Source organism: Thalassospira sp. ER-Se-21-Dark (assembly GCF_017922435.1).
Lineage (GTDB): Bacteria > Pseudomonadota > Alphaproteobacteria > Rhodospirillales > Thalassospiraceae > Thalassospira.
Map to the genome: position 1 here is coordinate 659,411 of NZ_VDEZ01000001.1, position 21,813 is coordinate 681,223.

Here is a 21,813-nt window from a genome sequence, read left to right on the forward strand (position 1 = left end):
GGAGGGTCTGATGTCCATTTGTGGCAAAGACAACCTGAAAACGCGCCGCACGCTGAAAGTCGGGGACAAGTCCGTCGACTATTACAGCCTCAAAGTTGCTTCCGAGAAATTCGGCGACGTTTCAAAACTTCCCTTCACGCTGAAAGTCGTTCTTGAGAACCTTCTGCGTTACGAAGACGATTTCACCGTTAAAACCGACGATGTCAAAGCTGTTGTTGACTGGCTCAAAGAGCGCAAGAGCAGCCACGAAATCAACTATCGTCCGGCCCGCGTTCTGATGCAGGACTTCACCGGCGTTCCTGCCGTTGTTGACCTTGCCGCGATGCGCGATGCTGTTGTGAAGATGGGCGGCGACGCCCAGAAGGTGAACCCGCTTTCACCGGTTGACCTCGTCATTGACCACTCGGTCATGATCGACTTCTTCGGCACCGACGACGCACTCGACAAGAACATGGAAGTCGAGTTCGAACGTAACGGCGAACGTTACGAGTTCCTGCGTTGGGGCCAGAACGCCTTCAACAACTTCCGCATTGTTCCGCCGGGGGCTGGTATCTGCCACCAGGTCAACGTCGAACATCTTGCAAAGGTCGTCTGGACCGGCAAGGACGAAGACGGCAAAACCGTTGCCTATCCGGATACGCTGGTTGGTACCGACTCTCACACCACCATGGTGAACGGCCTTGCTGTTCTCGGTTGGGGTGTTGGCGGTCTGGAAGCCGAAGCAGCAATGCTTGGTCAGCCGATCTCGATGCTGATCCCGGAAGTTGTCGGCTTCAAGCTGACCGGTTCCATGAAAGAAGGCATCACCGCAACTGACCTTGTTCTGCGCGTCGTTCAGATGCTGCGTGAAAAAGGCGTTGTTGGCAAATTCGTCGAATTCTATGGCGATGCGCTTGACCACATGAGCCTTCCGGATCGTGCGACCATTGGTAACATGGCACCGGAATATGGTGCGACCTGTGGCTTCTTCCCGATCGATGACGAAACGCTCAACTACATGCGTTCGACTGGCCGTGACGAAGACCAGATTGCACTGGTCGAAGCATATGCCAAAGAACAGGGCATGTGGCGTGATCCGGCACACGAAGCCGAATACACCGCAACGCTTGAACTTGACATCTCGACCGTCGAGCCGGCCCTTTCGGGTCCGAAGCGTCCGCAGGACCGTGTTCTGCTGAAAGATGCCGTTTCGAGCTTCACCAAGACCTTTGCCGACATGGCACCGGGTGTTGATGCGGATCGTTCTGTTCCGGTTTCGAATGAAAACTTCGAAATGAAAGACGGTAACGTCGTCATCGCCGCGATCACCTCTTGCACCAACACCTCGAACCCGAGCGTTTTGATCGCAGCAGGTCTTCTGGCGAAAAAAGCTGTCGAACTCGGCCTTCAGAGCAAGCCGTGGGTGAAAACCTCGCTCGCACCGGGTTCGCTGGTTGTTGCCGACTATCTCGAAAAAGCAGGCCTTCAGGATTACCTGGATCAGCTTGGCTTTAACGTGGCCGGTTTCGGTTGCACCACGTGTATCGGCAACTCCGGTCCGCTGGCAGCACCGATCATCGACGCGATCGACGGTAACGACATGCTCGTCACCGCCGTTCTTTCGGGTAACCGTAACTTCGAAGGCCGTATCAGCCCGCAGGTCAAGGCAAACTACCTTGCCTCCCCGCCGCTGGTTGTTGCCTATGCGCTTGCCGGTAACCTGAAGATCGATCTGAACAAAGATCCGCTCGGTAAGGACAAGAACGGTAAAGACGTCTTCATGAAAGACATCTGGCCGACCAACAAAGAGATCGCTGACACCATCGCGTCCTCGATCTCGGCGTCCATGTACAAAGATCGTTACGACAACATCTTTGCCGGTCCGAAACCGTGGCAGGAGATCGAAGTCACCGAAGGCGAGACCTTCGCGTGGGATGGCAAATCCACCTACGTTCAGAACCCGCCTTACTTCGTCGACATGGCGAAAGAGCCGGGTGACTTCTCTGAAGTTCATGGCGCACGTCCGCTCCTGATCCTGGGTGACTCTGTCACCACCGACCACATTTCCCCGGCCGGTTCGATCAAGGAAGAAAGCCCGGCAGGTGAATACCTCAAGGCGCACGGCGTTGCTGTTCGTGACTTCAACTCCTATGGCGCACGTCGTGGTAACCACGAAGTCATGATGCGCGGTACCTTTGCCAACATTCGTATCCGTAACGAAATGGCACCGGGCACCGAAGGTGGTGTTTCGGTTCATTATCCGTCGGGCGAACAGGGCTGGGTCTATGACGTCGCAATGCGTTATCAGGCCGAAGGCACCCCGCTTGTTGTCATCGCTGGTAAGGAATACGGCACCGGTTCTTCGCGTGACTGGGCAGCAAAAGGCACCAACCTGCTTGGTGTCAAAGCTGTGATCGCGGAAAGCTTCGAGCGTATCCACCGTACCAACCTGGTCTGCATGGGCGTTCTGCCGTTGCAGTTCAAGAACGGCGAAGGTCGTGCGACCTACAAGCTGGACGGTTCGGAAACCTTTGACGTGCTGGGCATCGGTGATGGCATCAACCCGCTTCAGGACGTCACGGTTCGCATCACGCGCAAAGATGGCAGCACCGAGGAAATCGTTGTTACCTGCCGTATCGATACAGAGAACGAAGTTCTCTACTACCAGAACGGCGGCATCCTGCAGTTCGTTCTGCGTAACATGATGAAAGCTGCCTGATTTCAATCTGAAATCTTTGGCTGACACATTGACACCCCACCGGTTTTCCGGTGGGGTGTTCTTGTTTGTACCGAATTTTACTGGGCGACGTTCAATTGAACGCCCCTGACTTGATCCAGAACAATTCTCAAGTACGCTGAACCTGCTAGGAATGTCGCCTTCGTCTCACCCTTAAGAATAAAACCGAAAAAGATCAGTCGAACAGAGCAAACGCGCATGATACGCCCCACATCCTCCGATGGACGCCCGTTTGGTCTGACGGTCGGCACACTTTCCCCCGGAACAGTTTTAAGCTGTACACCGCAAACGTCCCTCGGCGACGCCACGGCCAAAATGCGCAAGGCCAACAGCAGCTCCGTCATTATTGTGGTGGACAACAAGCCTGTGGGAATTCTGACCGAGCACGATTTGCTATCGTTGCCACCGTCAACCATGGCCGCCCTTTCTGAACCGGTTTCAACGCGTATGTCCCAACCGGTGCATACCATTTCGGTCCATGCCACGCCGCAATCGGCAATCGTGCGCATGCGCGATCGTGGCGTGCGCCATCTTGTCACCATTGATGCGGATGGCTGCCTTGTCGGGATCATCAGCCAGACCGATCTGATCCGTCACGTCGGCGACAGAAAGCCTTTCATCGCCAACGATGTTGCCGATGCTGTCCGCCAATCCACCGTATTTGCGCACAAGGACGTCTGCGTCTGGGAATTGCGTCAACGCATGCATTCCGAAAAATGTGACAGCGCGATCATTTCCGGCTTTCCCGATGATCAACCCACAGAACTGCAAACCGGCATCATTACCGAACGCGACATTTTGCGCCATCTTGCCGACGAAAATGAAAACCTGACCGCAGGCGACATTGCCACCCGCCCGGTAACGTTCATACGTCAGGATATGAACCTTGATGACGCGCGCACCATGATGATGCGCGACAATTTCCGTCATCTTGTCGTTCACAACCACCATGGCGAAACCATCGGGGTTTTGTCTTTTGCCGACCTGCTGGAGTTTATCGAGCAGGATTATCTGATCCATCTCAGCAATCTGGCGGAAGATGGTGGCAGCGAAATTACCAAGGCGCGCCAGTCCCTAGCCCTTGCCAACAAGCTGATCGAAAATTCCCCGGACTGTGTGATGATCTGCAATGCGCAGTCCGAGATCGAGGCCGTCAATCCGGCCTTCACGCGCGTCACCGGTTATCAGGCCGAAGAAGTAATCGGCAAGACACCGGCGATTTTGAAGTCCGGACGCCAGAACAAGGCTTTCTATGCCAAGCTCTGGTCGGATTTGGCGCGCACCGGGAAATGGGAAGGCGAAATCTGGAACCGGCGCAAGTCTGGCGAGATTTACGCCGAATGGCTTTCGATCATGGCGGTTCGGGATGGTGAAGGCACAATCACACACTACGCTTCGATCTTCACCGACATCAGTGGACGTGAAAAAAACCGCGAAGATATCCTGCGGATTGCCTTTACCGATGAACTGACCGGCATGCCAAACCGCCGCCGGTTTTCGGAACTTTTGTCGCTCCATATCGGACGCGCCCGCCGGGTCGGACGCCCGCTGACGGTTGCGATGCTCGATATCGACAACTTCCAGCGCGTCAACAATGCCCTTGGCCATAACATCGGGGACGATGTGCTGGTCGAAGTATCACGCCGCATCAGCCGTGAACTTGGTCAGGATGCTGTTATCGCCCGCATCGGTGCCGACGAATTCGCCGCGATCCTTCCAAATGTGAACACCGAACAGGAAGCCGTCGGGATCGCAGAAAGTCTTCTGATGCGTCTTGGGGAAGCCCATCTGACCCGCAAGGGCGAAGACGTCTATCTTTCGGCAAGTATTGGCATTGCGTCCTTCCCCGAAGATGCCAATGACACCAGCAACATCATTCGTTGTGCCGAACTGGCAATGGTTCAGGCCAAGGAACAGGGACGTAACCGGGTCGGACTTTACAGCGTCAATCTGCACAGTCAAAAGGGCGCGGACCTTGCCCTTGAAACTGCCTTGCGCCGCGCGATCGACAACGAGGAACTCCATCTTGTCTATCAGCCGCAATTTGATGCAAAAACCGGCGAAATCGCTGGTGTCGAAGCCTTGCTGCGCTGGACAACGGCCGATGGCAAAACCATTCCGCCCTCGACCTTCATCCCGATTGCCGAGGAAATGGGTGTAATCGGCGAGTTGGGCCGCTGGGTTATTCGCACCGCCTGCAAGCAATTGGTCGCCTGGCGTCAGGAAGGCTTACATAACCTGCGCCTTGCGGTGAATGTCTCGGTTCAGCAGTTCTATGGATCGATGGATTTTGCCGAACAGCTTCGGGCCATCATCGTTGACAAGGGCGTCGCCGCCGACCGGTTGGAAATCGAAGTCACCGAAAGCCTGTTCATGCGCAATATCGACGATATGCGGACCAAATTACAGCGCCTGCGTGATCTTGGCGTGCGCATCGCACTTGATGATTTCGGGACCGGCTTTTCAAGCCTGAGTTATCTGCGCACATTGCCCTTTGATGTGATCAAGCTTGATCGCAGTTTTGTCTGGGACATCGAAGACGGCCCGGATGGTGAAACCTTGCCAATTACGATCATCAACATGGCGCGCAACCTTGGCAAAACCTGCGTTGCCGAAGGCGTCGAAAACCAGCATCAGCTTGACGTCCTGCGCAAGGCCGGATGTGACTTGATCCAGGGATATCTGCTGGGTCAACCGATGAGCGCAGAATCTGTTTCCAAGCTTGCCAAGGAAACCACCTTGTAGAACCAAAACGAACGGCAAACGACAAAAAAAGGGCGGGGAAATCCCCCGCCCTTTCGCATATGCCTATCGGCAAGTCTGACTTAGAAAACGCCAAGCCCCTTCAGCAGGATAAAGGCAATCGCCAGCGGTGCGACGAACTTGACGATCAAGCCCCACGCACCGATCCATACCGGCACAATTCCGTTATGTGCTGAGATTTCTTCCTGGGCCTTGCCCCAAACGATCCAGCCCACAAACAACGAGATCAACAAACCGCCAATCGGCAACAGCAGGCTTGAGCTGACAAAGTCCATCAGGTCAAAGAAGTTCTTGCCCCACAGGATTTCGACATCCGCCATGACCCCCATCGAAAGCGACGACGGAATACCAAGCAGAAAGATCACGAAACCAAGAACCACAGCCGCGGTTTTGCGATTGATCCCACGATCATCGACGAAATAGGCAACAACCACTTCAAGAATCGAAACCGCAGAGGTCAAAGCCGCAATCGCCAACAGCAGGAAGAACAGGAAGGCAAAGAACGAACCAAACGGCATCTGTGCGAACACAGCTGGCAGCGTGATAAAGGTCAGGCCCGGACCGGCACTCGGATCAAAGCCGAAGGCAAACACCGCCGGAAGAACCAGAAGACCGGCCAGAACAGCAACAGCCGAGTCCAGCAGGGTGACCCAACCGGCAGAACCCGGAAGGTTTTCTTTCTTCGCAAGGTAGGAGCCATAAGTGATCATTGCCCCCATCCCCAGCGACAACGAGAAGAAGGCCTGCGATAGTGCATCCGAAACCGTTGCCCAGGTCACTTTCGAAAAGTCCGGCGACAGCAGGAAGGCCACACCTTCCATGCCGCCCGGAAGCGTAACCGACCGTACGATCAGAACGATCAAAAGCGCAAACAGTGCTGGCATCAGGATTTTCGACGCGCGCTCGATACCGGCACCAACACCGGAAAGCACAACGAAAATGGTCAGCGCCATGAAGATCGCATGGAAAATCAACGGCGAGGTCGTATCACTGATGAAGCTGCCAAAGATATCGCCAAGGGCTGCCGGATCTTCGATCGAAAGCGCCCCGGTGACGGCCTTGATCATGTAGGACAGCGTCCAGCCGGCAACCACCGAATAAAACGACAAAATCATGAAGGCGGCAGCAACACCAAACAAACCAACGATCGGCCAAAGCCCACCCTTGAGTTTGGCAAACGCGCCAATCGCGTTCTTTTCCGACATGCGACCGATCACGAATTCGGCCAGCATGACCGAAATACCGATGGTAAAGACCAGCGCAAGATAGATCACCAAGAATGCGCCACCGCCATTCTCACCAGCCATATACGGGAACTTCCAGATGTTCCCCAGTCCGACAGCCGACCCGGCGGCCGCCAGAATAAATCCAAGGCGTGAGCCCCAGTGTTCGCGTTTCATCATTCGCTTGCAAACCTCGTATTGGACCGATCTTGCCAGATTAAGCTCCCACCAGCAGATCAGTTCCGCATTTTTCATTTAACGCAAAGGTCGTTTGTTCCTTTGCAATGGACAGCTCCCTAGAACTGGTTCCTATTGGTCCGCAGCTCATAGCATCAATCTTTGGAAATCTCCTTTCAAAGATCCAAGCAAACGCGCAAATATCTTCCACTTTACACCTACTGCTGATTTCAAGGCCTTGTGATTGGTCGGTGATGGTGGTTTTCAGGCATGATCAATGTCATGAAAAACCCTCGCCCCCTTTTAAGTGCGCTTGCACTGTTGCTCATGACCGTATCTTCACCCGCAAGGGCTGCTGAAAGTGTTTTGCCGCGCGCGGTCGTCGAACTTTACACATCCCAAGGATGCAACTCGTGCCCGCCCGCCGATCAGGTCCTGCACGATATGGCAGATCAGCATGATGATCTTTTGTTGCTGTCCTACCATGTTGATTACTGGAACTACCTTGGTTGGGAAGATCCGTTCTCCGACGCCCGATACAGCGAACGTCAACGCGACTATGCCAATCGCATGCGCGAACGTTATGTCTATACCCCGCAGGTCATCATCAATGGTGATCACGTGGTACGTGCCACCGCCAGACAGCAGATCGAAACCACCAGTACCACGGTTGCCCCGTTACGCGATCTTGCGGATATCCATCTAAGCACCATTGATCACACGCTTCCGGCAAAGGGCACTGTTTCCTTGCACGGTGTTGGCAAACCAAACCCGGGACAGATTTCGCAGATCTGGTTGATCGGCTTTGATCGCGAACATCAGCGCGATGTGCTTTCGGGCGAAAACGCTGGCAAGCGACTGGTGAATGCCAATGTCGTGCGCGACATGATCAGCCTTGGCCAATGGGATGGCACCAGTCAGCAAAAAATCCCGTTTACCATGAAAGCCGCCTATGACGGGGGGATCGCCGTCTTGATCCAGAACGGGCGTGGCGGCCCGATCATCGGTGCGTCCATGGTCCGTTTCGACGACTGATTCCCTGTTTGATCGTGAGTTTGGATTGATTTGAAACAATGCCAACCAGCCGATTGTCGGTTATTGCATGAATAATACGCTGTAACGCGTTATATCATGACGTGTTACAGAATGAATTTCAGACAATCTAACGGGTTATATGGCTGATTTTAGCGGTTCTGATCTGACCTGCCTCCGCGGCGAAAGACTGGTATTTGGCGGCCTGTCCTTTTCGGCCAAGTCCGGTGATGCCGTGATGCTTCGTGGTCGAAACGGTGCCGGGAAATCAAGCCTTTTACGCCTGATGGCAGGCCTTGTGGCACCGCGTTCTGGCGATCTTCGCTGGAACGGTGAAAACATCGCAGAGGATCGTACAGCCCATCATGCGCGCACCCATTATCTGGGTCATCAGGATGCGATCAAACCGGTTCTGACGGTGCGTGATAATTTGCGTTTGTGGGGTCAATTGCGCGGTGTTCGTGATCTGGAACCTGCAATTGACCGGGCGTTAACAGCCCTTCAAATCCATCATCTTGCGCGGGTTACCGGTCGGTATCTTTCAAGTGGCCAGAAACGACGCACCGCCCTTGCCCGCGTTCTGATCGGGCAAAGCGATCTTTGGTTGCTGGATGAACCCACCGTCGGGCTGGATCGCGAAAGCTGTGCTGAACTGGCCCAACTGATCACCGAATTTCGTAGCCGCGGTGGCATTGTGGTCTATTCAACCCATATCGACCTTGATGTCGAAAACCCGACCATTCTCGATCTTGATGATTTTGCCATCCCGATGGTCGAATGGCTGGCCGAGCAGGACGAACTAGAAGACATGGCGCCGACAAAGCGCGCAGCATCATCGCAGGAGGCCGCGCAATGAACGGTTTTGTGGCCATCCTGCAACGCGATCTCCGCCTTGCCCTGCGGCAGGGTGCGGATTCCGTGATGGTCGTGGCGTTCTTTATCGTTACCACCACGCTGTTCCCGTTCGGTGTCGGGCCGGAAGTCAATATTCTGGCACGTATCGCATCGGGGGTGATCTGGGTCTCTGCCCTGCTGGCAGCCATGCTGTCACTCGAACGCGTGTTTCAGGCCGATTACGAAGACGGAACGCTTGAACTTCTGACACTATCGCCGGTGTCACTCGAACTTCTGATCCTGGGCAAGGTGCTTGCGCATTGGCTGACAACCGGGCTTCCGTTGATTATTGCAGCCCCCCTGATGGCGGTGATGCTCAACATGGATCAGGACGGTTTTGTCACTTTGATGATCGCCATGTTGCTTGGCACACCGGCACTGAGCCTTATCGGGGCAATTGGCGCAGCACTCATACTTGGCGCGCGACGTGGCGGAGTTCTTGTATCACTTCTAGTTTTACCACTATATATTCCGGTACTGATATTCGGGGCCGGTGCAGTTGAGGCGGCCCTGCTTGGAATTTCGGCGACTGCACAATTACAGATCATGGCCGCCATCCTGCTTTTGACATTGGCAGCCGCACCCTTTGCCACCGCCCATGCCGTACGCCAGGCCATGGAATAGAACAACAAGACGACGAGACGGGATGACCCTTTGCGGATTTCCGCACCAAGGATAAGAAAAATGCATCGCTTTGCTAAACCAAGTGTGTTTTTGAAATTTACAGCCCCGATCCTGCCGTGGCTGTCGGCTCTGACCGTGATCCTGATCGCGGCCGGGCTCTATTTTTCCCTGATCGGATCGCCGGTTGATTACCAGCAAGGCCACACCGTGCGGATCATGTATATCCATGTCCCGGCCGCATGGATGGGGCTGTTTTGTTATGTCGGCATGGCGATTTGTGGCGCGATGAGCCTGATCTGGAAACACCCGTTGGCGGATATCTGCGCGCGCGCCACCGCACCGGTTGGCGCGACCTTTACCGCCCTTTGCCTGATTACCGGATCGCTGTGGGGCGAACCGATGTGGGGCACCTGGTGGGTTTGGGATGCCCGTCTGACATCGATGCTGATCCTGTTGTTCCTGTATCTCGGTTACATGGCGCTGGTGAATGCCTTTGACGATCCGGAACGCGGATCAAAGGCCGGATCGGCTCTGGCTCTTGTCGGTGCGGTCAATGTGCCGATTGTCAAATTTTCGGTCGACTGGTGGAATACACTGCATCAACCGGCATCGATCGTGCGCATGGATGGCCCGGCCGTCGATCCGAGCATGCAATTGCCGCTTGCCCTGATGATCCTTGGTTTCACCTGCTATTACTTCGTTGTTCTGATCCTGCGGGTTCGACTGGAACTGAATGAACGACGCATTCGTGCCCTGCATCTGTCAGGCATGTTTGAAGATCCCGAAACCCCGACATCGGCAAAAGAACAAGCCTATGAAGCGGGTCACAATGCGGAGGCCAAGCAATGAGTGAATTCTTCTCAATGGGCGGCTATGGCGGCTATATCTGGGCAAGTTACGGCGTTACCGCCCTTGCCATGATCGTTTTGCTGATAGCAACGCTACGCGGTTTACGCAGCAGCCGGATCGAGCGCGAACAGCTTGAAGCGGTTTTGCAATCACGGCGCCCTCGCCGCACCAAAAAGAACCAACAGGCATCCTGAACGGAGAACGACTGTGTCACTTTCCCGCGCAAAAATCCGTAAACGCCAACGCATGTATGTCATCGGGGCCATCTTGCTCGCGGTTGGCAGTGCTGCGGCCCTGATGCTAACGGCATTTGAAGATTCTGTGGTGTTCTTCTTCAGCCCAACCGAAATCGCCGAAAAATCACCGATTGACCCAGATCAGCGTTTGCGGATTGGCGGCCTTGTGGTTGAAGGGTCGGTTGCAAAACAGGATGATGGACAAACCATTGCCTTCGTCGTCACTGATATGGCCGAAAGTGTGCCGGTTTCCTATCGCGGGATTTTGCCCGATCTGTTTCGCGAAGGTCAGGGCGTCGTCGCCGAAGGCCACATGAACAGCGATGGCACTTTTGTCGCATCCGAAGTTCTGGCCAAGCATGATGAAAACTACATGCCCCCCGAAGTCGCCGAATCGCTTAAGAAAAGCGGCTATTGGGAAGAAATCGAAGCCAAGAACGCCGAACAAATGCGCAATTAAGCCACATTCTGCCGCCATAAAGCCCGACCATACGCGCAAGAAAAACATAGCCGCGACCATTGCCCCTTGATCTGTACCCGACCGATCGGGCAATAGGGCGCAGGGGAACTATTGGGGAAGTCATAGACGCACATGTTTGCAGAGTTAGGACATTTTGCCCTGCTGCTGATGGTGGTCACGGGAATTGGACAAGCGGTTCTGTTCAGCCCGCTTTGGCTACGTGCATCGTTGCGCATGCTCACCCCACACAGGGCTTCTGCCACACCGGCAGGCAGCCCCACCTTTTCCGATGACGATGATAATGACGGTACCTTCGGGCAGGCCGCGGTAAAACCGGCCAGTCTGTTTCTTTTGCCTGCGGTCATTCTGGTACTTGGCCTTCTGGCCGAGGGGGCGTTGATCAATGCCTTTATCGTCAGTGACTTCACCCTGCCCATCGTCTCGAATGTCAGTCACTCATCGACCCCATTGCTTTATCGCATCGGGGCGGCCTTTACCCCCGATGGCGGGGCCATGCTGCTCTGGCTTCTGACCCTTTCACTGGTCAATCTTCTGATTGCCATCCAGCTGCGCAGTTCTGCTGCCATCTGTACGGATCGCTTTGCGCGTAATGCGCTTTCCGTTCTTGGCGCATTGATCGCAATTCTTGGTGTCGTGACACTGATTGATGCCGACCCGTTCCTGCGTGTCACTGTTGCGCCGCTTGATGGTCGGGGCATGAACCCGCAAAGCCAAGACCTTCTTAAAGTCCTGCGCGAACCGTTCCTTTATCTTGGTCTGGCGGGGCTTGCCAGTATCTTTGCCATGACACTGGCCGGGTTGCTTGACCGCAAGATTGACCGCCGGTTTGCCGAAACCACGCGATCCTGGACCATCATTTCGTGGGTCTGCCTTGGCACCGCAATTGCGATCAATGCCTATCGCTCCTACAGCGAGCAGGCATGGGGCGGCTGGTGGTACTGGGACACGGCGGAAAACAGCCTTCTTTTGCCATGGTTGCTGGCAACCGCCCTTTTGCATTGCCGGGCCGTTCTGGAAAAAACCGAAACGCTGCGCGCCTGGACAGCCTTTCTGGGCATCACGACGCTTGCGGTGGGATGGTTCGGGGTTTACCTGACCCGATCGGATCTGTTTGCGCCCCTGCCCGAAACACAGCTTCTGCCAATTGACAGCACCGGACTTCTGGTTGCGTTTTGTCTGGTGTTTGCGGTCGCCTATTACCTGTTTTGGCGCTCTGTCGATCAGATGGGCGATGGTCGCGGTTTTGATGTCATTTCGCGCGAAAGTGCGATGTTCCTCAACAGCGTGATGTTATCGCTGGTTGCTGCTGTCGTTCTGATCGGAACGATTTATCCACTGGTTTTGCAATGGATTACGGGCGATCCGATCACGGTCGGTGCGCCGTTCTATGTCAAAGCTCTGATCCCGATTGTTCTGCCCTTGCTGTTTTTGATGGCCTTTGCCCCGGCACTGCGCTGGCGACAAGATGAAGTCTGGATGATCGGGCGGCGCATGAAGCTTGCAGCCATCCTGTCGCTCATCACGGTGCTGTTCGTTTCCATCCGCTTTATCGATCTGTCACCCGCACCGCTGATCGGTATCGGTCTTGCCGGTTGGGTTCTGACCGCGTCGCTAAGTGATCTGTGGGCGCGGCTTTGGCGCCACCCTGAATATGGCGAAAGCAAATATCGCAATCTGCAACTTCTGGGGCCACGCTATATCAGCATGACCCTTTCCCATATCGGCCTTGCAATCCTGATTGCCGGTGGATCGGCCAGCAGCATCTGGGAAGAACAGGTTGTTGTCTCTGCCCGTGCCGGACAAAGTATTCAGGCAGGCCCCTATAACCTGCAATATGAAGGTGTCTCGCTTCTGGCCGGTGAAAACTATGCCACCCGTCAGGCGACCTTTATCCTGTATCGGCACTCCCTGCCTGTCACCGAACTGTTCCCTGAAATTCGCTATTACCCGATCCGTGGCGTTGAAACCCGTGAAGCCGATATCTGGCATGGTCGCGATGGCGATCTGCATGTCTCGATCGGTGACCGTGATGATGACGGTGGCCGGGTGGTAACAGTTCATTATTTGCCCATGATGCCCTGGGTCTGGGGTGGCATGTTATTGATGTTGATCGGTGGATGTTTCAGCATCCTCACGCGCGTAATCCTGCGCTTCAAGAAGACTGGAGTTCCCGCTTCATGAGATTTTCGATCGCTGTCATTCCGCTGGTTTTGTTTGCCGCACTGGCCGGGGTGTTCTTGTTAAACATCGACAAGGATGCATCGGTTGTGCCATCGGTCCTGATCGATAAACCGGCACCGGAATTCTCGCTGCCGCCGCTGCCGGGCCGGGACAAGGGCCTGTCGCGTGCGGATCTGACCAAGGGCGAGGTATCGGTTCTGAACGTCTTTGCAAGCTGGTGCGTCCCGTGCCGCGCAGAACATCCGCTGATCAAACGCCTGTCACGCGAAGCCGCCGTTCCGGTCTATGGTCTGAATTACAAGGAAAAGGATCCCGAGGACGGCGTGAAATGGCTGGCCGAACTTGGCGATCCCTATGCCGCTGTCGGCATGGATCTGTCGGGCCGGACCGGCATTGATTTTGGTGTCTATGGCGTTCCGGAAACCTTCATCATCGATGGCACCGGCCAAATCAGATACAAGCATGTCGGGCCGGTTACGGTCGAAGTCCTTGAAAAGGTCCTGCTGCCGAAAATCGCGGAGTTAAAGGGATGATAAGCCGCTTCAAACTTGTTTTTGGCGCACTTGCCATTCTGGTTCCGGTCATTGCATCGAACCCGGCATTTGCGGTCAACCCCGATGAAATGCTGTCCAACCCGGTTCTTGAAGAACGCGCGCGCGAAATCAGCAAGGAACTGCGCTGCCTTGTCTGTCAAAACCAGTCGATTGATGATTCTGATGCCGAACTGGCGCGTGATCTGCGCGTGCTGGTGCGTGAACGCCTTGTTGCCGGCGACGACAACGAAGAGGTCATTGACTATATCGTTGCGCGTTATGGCGACTACGTCCTTTTGAACCCGCCGCTAAAGCCGGAAACCTATATTCTGTGGGCAAGCCCGGCTGTTCTGGTGGTGCTGGCTTTGCTGGCGGTCTTTGCATTCTATCGCCGCAAGCAGCGCGAAGGTTCCCCTGCATCCGCATCCCTGTCAAAAGATGAACAGGACCGTCTGGACGAACTTCTTGGCACTTCAAATGATGACGGCAAGTCCTGATGAAACGTGATCGCCTGACATATCGTCAACCGGTCGGAGGTTTCGCGTGATCTGGGTTGGCTTGACGGTTCTGGCAGTTCTGGCGGGTTCTGCACTCTATGCAAGCCTGCCGAAATCCGACGGGCACGGATCGCGTGCGCGCCGTGTGACGTTTGCCTCACTGCCGGTCATCGCGGCACTGGGTCTTTATGCGATCATTGGCAGCCCAACCCTGCCATCGCGGCCCTATGCAGACCGTGCAGGTGAACGCAACCTGGCCGCGGCCGCGGCCGTTGCCGACAACGCCACCGACCCGGATTTTAAAACCGATCAACAGATCAGGCGTTTGCTTAATCAGATTGTCGTCTCGCTTGAGGTAAACCCGCGCAATCTTCAAGGCTGGGTCGCCTTGGCGCGTGGATCGCTGCGCCTTGGCAATATTGAGCGCGCCGTTGCCGCCTTTGCGCAGGCCTACGCCCTTTCGGGTCACAATCCGTTGCTTGCCATTGAATATGCCGATACCCGCATTACCGCCCAGGATGGCCAGATCGACAGTACTTCACGCGATCTTGTGCTTCATGCCCTGGGGCAAATGCCCAACCATCTGTTGGCACGCTACTATTATGGCATGATGCTGAAACAAAATGGTAAATCCGATCAGGCGCTTCGCGTGCTTAGCGACCTTTACCGCGACCTACCCAAGGACGACCCGCTTGGCAATGCCACCGAAAGCGAAATCAAGGCCCTGCAATCCAGTGCCGATGCCGTAATCAGCGCCGACTAGTCTGGATAACGGCATTAAGCCGCAAACAGGTAAAGCACCCCAAGCAACACTGCGACGATCAGAACCAATGTCCCGCCAAGCGCCATCAGCTTGATGATCGGATGAAGATTATCAAGTTCGCCCCGCTGCGGCGCATTCTTGGCGCCATTTGCCGATGATTGCCCCTCGTTAAACCGTCGCAACGCTTCTTCGCCACTCATGGGCGGCATCTTGATACGATCAAGGACCGTCCCCTGATCGGGGCGACGGTCCTTGTCATTTGATGGGTGCTTTTGCGGGGTGTCGCCGTTACTGGCTGTCATCGCAGATGATTGTGCTTAACGCTGGGCCGTCAGGCCGCGATCATTTTCCTGATCCTGCGGCTGATAGGTTGGCCATTCACCGGCGGCTAGAAGATCAAGCGACGGCGTTTCCTGACCGAACCGCGAACGATACATCCAAAGGTTTGCCATTACGCGTTCGATGAACAGTCGGGTTTCACGCGACGGAATGCTTTCGATGAAATACAGCGGATCGACATTGTCCTTAAGCGCCTTCTGCCAGCGACCAAGATTGCCAATGCCACCATTATAGGCTGCCATCAATTGCAAGAAGCCGTTATCAACGCCATTCTGTTCAAGAAGGTGATCAACGTATTTCTGCCCCAGCGACAGGTTGATTTCCGGCTGATACAGCTCGGCACGCTTTTCACCCCGGTAACGGGTATTGCCGATATAGCTTGCCGTTGCCGGCATCAGTTGCATCAAACCACGCGCACCGGCATGACTGCGGGCGTCGGTATTGAAACCTGATTCCTGACGCATAAAGGCATAAATCACCGCCCGGTCAACTTCGTAACCACCTTCCGGCTCCCACGGCGGGACCGGATAAAGCGCGTTTACAAACACATCACCTGTCTTCTGGGCGATATAGCTGCCAAGGCGCATGGTCAGCGATGCAAAGTTGGCGGTATCGGTCAGCGCAAGAACTGCACGGCGCAGAGAATCATCATCTTTTGCCGCAGCCTTGCGCAATTCGCGTTCGGCTTCATCGCGCTGCCCGATCTGCAACAGCGAAAGTGCACGACGCCCATGCGGATCAAGCTTCAGCTTGTTGGCACGGTTTTCATCAAGCTCAAGGCTGTCCCAGTCAAAGACATCATCACGGCCAAGGGCGCGCATCGCCAACTGACCATAGAACGAGCGCGGATACTCCGCCGCACGGTTCAACATGGCATCGGCCTCTTCGAACCGGCCTGCGGCCAGATCAATACGCCCTGCCCAGAACGCACCGGCGGTCCGGGTCCAGCTTGATGCATATTTATTGGTGCTCAGCGCTGCGAAATGGGCGTGCGATTCATCCATCTTGCCCAGACGCCAGGCGGTCAAGCCCGCCGTCCAATGCGCCTGCGGCAGGTACTTGCCCGAACGCTTTGCCGCTTCACCGGCATATTTCAACGCAAGATCCGGTTTGCCAAAGTAATAGTAACCAGATGCAATTGCCGCCTTGGCGTGGTCCTGCTCATAGGCATCAAAAAGACGCTGCGCTTCGTCACTTTCAAGAACTTCCAGCGCGCCGGTCGGCCAGCCACTGCCGATGCGATGGCGAATACGACTTTTCAGGGTCGCGATGCGTGAACGTTGCTTGGACGACAGCTTCTTGGACGACTTGTGATAATAGGGCGTGATGTTCTCGTAATCATAACCGGCACCCGAAACATAGCTGCCCACAGGCTTCTTCGGATAATTGGCCGATCCGCGACGTGTCAGCGCAAGTTTGTAGATGCGCGGCGCCTGCGGATGATCGGCATAGCTGGCAAGCCAGTCTTTTAGTTCCTTGTAACGCGAACGGTAGGCCGTCGGATGCAGATAACGCTGCGCCATCACGTGCCCCATCAGGACATCATCAGACAGGCGCGAAATCAGGCGGTCGGCATCTTGCCAACGGCCCTGTTCCTGAACGGCAAAAATCTGTTCGTAAAGTTCGGCGTCACGTTCGGAAAGTGGCTTGGGGATTACGGTCGAAAGCGCGTCATCCAGAACCGGGCTGCCAAGGGCCGCCTGTTCCTGCGTGCTGGAAACAGCAGGTGACGTGGCCCCCATGATGGTCATGGTGCCAAGAAACGCGAAGAATAGGCCCTGCCTTAAGGTGCTTTTGACACCCGGCAGGCGTGTTCTTATTGCTTCGATCAAAATTAGTTTCCCCAACGAGACTTGTTTTCAAGCCGCGTGTTTATCCCGAAGCAGTTTGGTCTCGCAACCCGTTGCCTGCGGTGTTCCCCCTCGTGCAACGGCGTCCCTTATAGCAGCAAACAGCCAAACCGCGAAATCATTTATCTGGAATCAAGCACTTGGCCCACACCAGATTACGCACCCCGAACGCATGCATATCTCCCATGCATACAGTCAGTTTATCGCCAATTCCTTAAAGCTTTTGTGCGATCGCGCGCAAATCACGCCAGGCAAGGCGTTTTTGTTCCGGCGTGCGCAGAAGATAAGCCGGATGGAACATCGCGGTCAGGTCGGCCTTTTTGCCATCGGCAAAGGAAACTTCCTTCCACGTGCCGCGCAAACGCGTGATCCCGCGATCTTCTTCCATCAGGGTCTTGGCCGAACTGCCGCCAAGACACACCACAACCTTGGGCCCGATCAGCTCGAGATGTCGGCGCACAAACGGTTCACAGACTGCGACTTCGGCTGTGGTCGGCTGGCGGTTTCCCGGTGGCCGCCATGGCAGGATATTGGTGATGTAAACTTCTTCACGCGCCAGGCCGATGGATCGCAACATGGCATCAAGCAACTTGCCACTTGGCCCGACGAACGGCAGTCCCTGACGGTCCTCTTCGGCACCGGGCGCTTCTCCGACCAACACCAGCTTGGCCTCGACATTACCGGTGCCAAAAACGGTATTGCTTGCGGACTTCTTAAGGGCACAGCCTTCAAACTTTTCAATCGCTGCCTTGAGTTCCTCAAGACTGTTTGCCGCGGCCGCCGCATCCCGTGCGGACTGGCGTGCTTCATGCGGCGTGTCAGACAGTAAAAACCCACCATCCGCGCCAGCAGGGATTGGTGCCGGGCCGTTGCCAGAAGCCTGTGCCGGACGGGCCGACGCCCCTGCCGGACGTTGCGGGTTGGTGCCAGCATTTGCGCCAAAGCCCGGCCGGTTGGCCGCGTTCTGACGCAGGCTTTCGGACGCCTTGAAACGGTCAAGCGGCTCGTCGGCAATGGCCTCGTCCGCGCCCATTTCAAATTGCCAGACAAGGGCCTCGAACGGGTCGAGATTATTTACATCAAAGTCTGTAATTGGTTTGCTCATCTACACTAAGGCGATGTATGTTGCACCGCGAACGGGATCGCGGCTGCTGCTTGGGACGACCTTATACGATTTTGGGTCCTTTGTGCCAGAGTACAAACGCGACACCGTTCGTGACTATGGATTGTCAACTGATCCCATGATCGGTATAGCTGTATTCATAGAGAATTATGAGAGAATTCAGGGCTTGGGCGAGACTCTGAACGGTGAATACCGGCTCACGGCCAACGAACGGAAACAGTTCGATACGGTCGCCAGCCAAAGGAGAGAGGCCAAATGGAACGGGAATCCATGGAATTTGACGTGGTCGTTGTTGGCGCCGGTGTATCCGGTCTGTCAGCGGCCATCAAGCTGATGCAACTCGCCCAGGAACAGGAAAAAGAAATCACCGTCTGTGTGGTTGAAAAAGGTTCCGAGGTCGGCGCACACACCCTTTCTGGGGCCGTGATGGAGCCGCGCTCGATCAATGAACTTTTCCCGGACTGGAAAGAACGCGGCGCACCGCTGAACGTGCCGGCTGGCGAAGACCAGTTCATGATGCTCAGCGAAACTGGCGCTAAAAAGCTGCCGACCCCGCCGCAAATGCACAACAAGGGCAACTATATCGTAAGCCTTGGCAATGTCTGCCGCTGGCTTGGCGAACAGGCAGAGGCCCTTGGTGTTGAAGTTTATCCGGGCTTTGCCGCCGCCGAAGTTCTGTTTAACGAAGACGGATCGGTCAAGGGTATCGCCACCGGTGATATGGGCCTGCAACGCGATGGCACGCCGGGCCCGAACCACGAACCGGGTATGGAACTGCATGCCAAATACACCTTCTTTGCCGAAGGGTGCCGTGGATCGCTGTCCGAACAGCTGATCAAGAAATTTGATCTGCGCAAAAATTCCGATCCGCAAACCTATGGCATCGGCATCAAGGAACTTTGGGAAGTTGATCCCGAAGTCCACAAGGAAGGCCTGATCCAGCACACCGTTGGCTGGCCACTTGATAAGGACACCTACGGCGGGTCGTTCCTCTATCACCTTGATAACAATCAGGTGGTTGTCGGTTTTGTCATCGGCCTGGATTACGAAAACCCGCATCTCAGCCCGTTTGATGAATTCCAGCGTTTCAAGACGCACCCGGAAATCCGCAAGATTTTCGAAAATGGCCGCCGCATTTCCTATGGCGCGCGTGCGCTGAACGAAGGCGGTTTCCAGTCGATCCCCGATCTTGTCTTCCCGGGCGGTTGCCTGATCGGCTGTTCGGCGGGCTTTATGAACGTGCCGAAAATCAAGGGTTCGCACACCGCGATGAAGACCGGCATGCTGGCCGCCGAGGCCGCGTTTGAGGCCCTGACGGCCGACGAAACGCCTGCACAGATGGACAGCTACCCGCAGCGTCTGAAAGACAGCTGGGTCTATCCGGAACTGCACAAGGTGCGTAACATCCGTCCGAGCTTCGCCAAGTGGGGCTTCTGGGGCGGCATGGCCTATAGCGCGGTCGACACCTATCTGTTCGGCGGCAAGGCACCATGGACCTTTAAAAACCATGCGGATCACGCCTGCCTGAAACCGGCAAGCGAAATGCCAAAGATCGACTATCCGAAACCGGATGGCAAAATCAGCTTCGACAAGCTGTCATCGGTCTTCCTGTCAAACACCAACCACAGCGAAGATCAGCCGATCCACCTGACGCTGAAAGATGCAAGTGTTCCGGTAAACACCAACCTTGCCGTCTATGACGGGCCAGAGGCACGTTTCTGCCCGGCCGGTGTCTATGAATTCGTCGAAGACGAAGACAATGGCGGCAAGCGTCTGCAGATCAACGCGCAGAATTGCGTGCATTGCAAAACCTGCGACATAAAGGACCCGACCCAGAACATCGTCTGGGTCGTGCCCGAAGGTGGCGGCGGACCTAACTACCCGAACATGTAAGCCTTTTTGGCTTTCCTCATACAAATAAGGGCCGCTTCTTGCGGCCCTTATTATTTAGTCTGATGATTTGATCACTTGGTCATTTGATCATTTAATCATTTAATCATTCTGGCGCATAGCCAAAGGCAACCGGCGGGTTTGCTGCGGTTTCGGTCCAGATACTTTTGGGCTGCATATATTCCATCAAGCCTTCCTTGCCGCTGGATCGGCCATAGCCACTCTGTCCAAACCCGCCAAATGGCGACATGACATTGATGGTCTTATAGCTGTTAATCCAGAACGTCCCGGCCCGCACATTGGCGGCCACCCGGTGCGCGCGATCCACCGCGCCAGTCCACACCGCACCGGCCAGGCCAAATTTGCTGTCGTTGGCGATGGCAATGGCTTCGGCCTCGTCCTCAAACGGAATGACCGAAACGACCGGTCCAAAGATTTCGTCACGCGCAATCGACATATCGTTGCGGACATTGCCAAGAACCGTCGGACGCAAGAAATACCCATCGGCAAAAGCGCCCCCATCCGGGCGGACACCACCTGCAAGAATATCGGCCCCTTCGGCACGCCCCGCCGCGATCAGGCGATTTACCGTCTGGTACTGGGCATCATTGTTGATCGGGCCAATCTGGGTTGCGCTATCAAGCGGATCGCCCACAGGAATATGATTGGCACCCGTAACCAGCATTTCCTGGAACTGATCCAGCACGGAACGCTGGACCAACAGGCGCGAACCGGCAACACAGCTTTGCCCGGCTCCGCTAAAGATCGCGGCCTGCGCGCCAGTCACGGCACGCTTAAGATCGGCATCTTCGAACACGATATTTGCCGACTTGCCGCCAAGCTCAAGAACACAAGGCACGATATTCTGGGCGGCTTGGGCCGCGATAACAGAACCGGTTTTGGGCGATCCGACGAAGACGACCTTGCGGGTGGCATCGTGGGTTGTCGCCGCAACACCCGTGATATGGCCCAATCCTGCCAGTACGGAAATCACCCCATCAGGCAAGCCCGCCTTTTGCGACAAAACGCCAAGCGCAACAGAGGTCAGCGGCGTCATTTCCGACGGTTTAAGAACCGCTGCATTGCCCGCACACAAGGCCGGGGCCAACTGCCAACCTGCCGTAAAGATCGGCGCGTTCCAGGGCGTTATTTGCGTAACAACGCCATATGGCTCAGGACGGGTATAGTTCAGATGGCTGGTCGGGACCGGGATAACATCGCCATGAAGCTTGTCCGCCCAACCGGCATAATATTCAAACATCTCGGCGACTTTAAGCACCTCGACCCGCGTATCGCGGATCGGCTTACCGGCAGAAACGCATTCCAGAAGTGCCAGTTGTTCAAGATGATCGCGGACCTGGGCACCGATTTTCCAGAGAATACGGCCACGTTCGGCTGCCGTCATCGCCCACCAGACACGCTGTCCGGCAACCGCCGCCTTCATAGCGGCATCCACGACCTCGCCACCGGCATCCTTAAAGGTCAAAAACGCCTTGCCGGTTGCAGGATCGATCAATTCAATATCATCGCCGTTGCCCGGCATGATCGCACCATTGACCCAACTGCCAACAACACCATCCGCAAAGAACGGTGCCATGGCCTTGGTATAGTTACGGGCCATGAGGGTATCTGCGCTGCTCAT

General features: G+C 55.5%; 18 protein-coding genes. 13 read left to right on the forward strand and 5 right to left on the reverse strand.

The genetic code is table 11. From position 1 onward, the window contains the following. Window positions 1-10 precede the first annotated feature (10 nt). Window positions 11-2,698 carry an aconitate hydratase AcnA gene (gene acnA, locus FHI25_RS02900; RefSeq protein ID WP_063088588.1) on the forward strand — a complete coding sequence of 896 codons (2,688 nt, stop codon included), beginning with the start codon at window positions 11-13 and terminating at the stop codon, window positions 2,696-2,698. 216 nt (window positions 2,699-2,914) lie between these two features. Further along, a complete protein-coding gene (locus FHI25_RS02905; protein ID WP_210514955.1) occupies window positions 2,915-5,461 on the forward strand; it encodes an EAL domain-containing protein in 2,547 nt (848 codons plus the stop codon). A gap of 80 nt (window positions 5,462-5,541) precedes the next feature. On the opposite strand, the gene FHI25_RS02910 is transcribed toward FHI25_RS02905, so the two are convergent. Beyond that, window positions 5,542-6,882, reverse strand: coding sequence for a sodium-dependent transporter (locus FHI25_RS02910; protein ID WP_064780021.1), 1,341 nt, complete (start codon window positions 6,880-6,882; stop codon window positions 5,542-5,544). A 279-nt stretch (window positions 6,883-7,161) separates the two neighbouring features. On the opposite strand from FHI25_RS02910, the gene FHI25_RS02915 reads away from it, so the two are divergent. The 10 genes from FHI25_RS02915 to FHI25_RS02960 all read left to right on the forward strand — a co-directional run bounded on the left by FHI25_RS02915 (window position 7,162) and on the right by FHI25_RS02960 (window position 14,969). Then, on the forward strand, window positions 7,162-7,914 hold the full coding sequence (locus FHI25_RS02915; protein WP_246878871.1) for a DUF1223 domain-containing protein: 753 nt from the start codon (window positions 7,162-7,164) through the stop codon (window positions 7,912-7,914). 139 nt (window positions 7,915-8,053) lie between these two features. Beyond that, window positions 8,054-8,767 carry a heme ABC exporter ATP-binding protein CcmA gene (gene ccmA / locus FHI25_RS02920; protein ID WP_210514961.1) on the forward strand — a complete coding sequence of 238 codons (714 nt, stop codon included), beginning with the start codon at window positions 8,054-8,056 and terminating at the stop codon, window positions 8,765-8,767. After that, window positions 8,764-9,429, forward strand: a complete 666-nt coding sequence (gene ccmB, locus FHI25_RS02925) for a heme exporter protein CcmB (protein WP_210514964.1) — start codon at window positions 8,764-8,766, stop codon at window positions 9,427-9,429. Before ccmA ends, ccmB begins: the two co-directional genes overlap by 4 nt. A 60-nt stretch (window positions 9,430-9,489) precedes the next feature. Beyond that, window positions 9,490-10,278, forward strand: coding sequence for a heme ABC transporter permease (locus FHI25_RS02930; RefSeq protein WP_210514967.1), 789 nt, complete (start codon window positions 9,490-9,492; stop codon window positions 10,276-10,278). Further along, window positions 10,275-10,472: a heme exporter protein CcmD gene (ccmD, locus tag FHI25_RS02935; RefSeq protein WP_210514969.1), complete on the forward strand. Its 198-nt coding sequence runs from the start codon at window positions 10,275-10,277 to the stop codon at window positions 10,470-10,472. The genes FHI25_RS02930 and ccmD overlap by 4 nt, the downstream gene beginning before the upstream one ends. A 13-nt stretch (window positions 10,473-10,485) precedes the next feature. Beyond that, the gene (gene ccmE, locus FHI25_RS02940; RefSeq protein WP_008889225.1) at window positions 10,486-10,974 is read left to right on the forward strand and encodes a cytochrome c maturation protein CcmE; all 489 of its coding nucleotides are present in this window, start codon (window positions 10,486-10,488) and stop codon (window positions 10,972-10,974) included. Window positions 10,975-11,106: 132 nt separating this feature from the next. Next, window positions 11,107-13,176, forward strand: coding sequence for a cytochrome c-type biogenesis CcmF C-terminal domain-containing protein (locus tag FHI25_RS02945; RefSeq protein WP_210514971.1), 2,070 nt, complete (start codon window positions 11,107-11,109; stop codon window positions 13,174-13,176). Next, window positions 13,173-13,709, forward strand: a complete 537-nt coding sequence (locus tag FHI25_RS02950; protein ID WP_210514973.1) for a DsbE family thiol:disulfide interchange protein — start codon at window positions 13,173-13,175, stop codon at window positions 13,707-13,709. The genes FHI25_RS02945 and FHI25_RS02950 overlap by 4 nt, the downstream gene beginning before the upstream one ends. Next, a complete protein-coding gene (locus tag FHI25_RS02955) occupies window positions 13,706-14,206 on the forward strand; it encodes a cytochrome c-type biogenesis protein (protein WP_063088581.1) in 501 nt (166 codons plus the stop codon). The genes FHI25_RS02950 and FHI25_RS02955 overlap by 4 nt, the downstream gene beginning before the upstream one ends. A 46-nt stretch (window positions 14,207-14,252) precedes the next feature. Then, on the forward strand, window positions 14,253-14,969 hold the full coding sequence (locus FHI25_RS02960) for a cytochrome C biogenesis protein CcmI (RefSeq protein ID WP_210514975.1): 717 nt from the start codon (window positions 14,253-14,255) through the stop codon (window positions 14,967-14,969). A 14-nt stretch (window positions 14,970-14,983) separates the two neighbouring features. Here FHI25_RS02960 and FHI25_RS02965 read toward each other — a convergent pair whose 3' ends face one another. The 3 genes from FHI25_RS02965 to FHI25_RS02975 all read right to left on the reverse strand — a co-directional run bounded on the left by FHI25_RS02965 (window position 14,984) and on the right by FHI25_RS02975 (window position 18,263). Next, window positions 14,984-15,271, reverse strand: a complete 288-nt coding sequence (locus tag FHI25_RS02965; protein ID WP_210514978.1) for a hypothetical protein — start codon at window positions 15,269-15,271, stop codon at window positions 14,984-14,986. A 15-nt stretch (window positions 15,272-15,286) separates the two neighbouring features. Continuing rightward, on the reverse strand, window positions 15,287-17,140 hold the full coding sequence (locus FHI25_RS02970) for a lytic transglycosylase domain-containing protein (protein ID WP_210514981.1): 1,854 nt from the start codon (window positions 17,138-17,140) through the stop codon (window positions 15,287-15,289). Window positions 17,141-17,372: 232 nt separating this feature from the next. Then, entirely contained in the window at window positions 17,373-18,263 is an 891-nt protein-coding gene (locus FHI25_RS02975) for a uracil-DNA glycosylase (protein WP_210514984.1), read from the reverse strand. A gap of 273 nt (window positions 18,264-18,536) precedes the next feature. On the opposite strand from FHI25_RS02975, the gene FHI25_RS02980 reads away from it, so the two are divergent. Continuing rightward, window positions 18,537-20,174, forward strand: coding sequence for an electron transfer flavoprotein-ubiquinone oxidoreductase (locus FHI25_RS02980; protein ID WP_210514986.1), 1,638 nt, complete (start codon window positions 18,537-18,539; stop codon window positions 20,172-20,174). A gap of 103 nt (window positions 20,175-20,277) precedes the next feature. On the opposite strand, the gene FHI25_RS02985 is transcribed toward FHI25_RS02980, so the two are convergent. Next, entirely contained in the window at window positions 20,278-21,813 is a 1,536-nt protein-coding gene (locus FHI25_RS02985; protein ID WP_246878872.1) for an aldehyde dehydrogenase family protein, read from the reverse strand.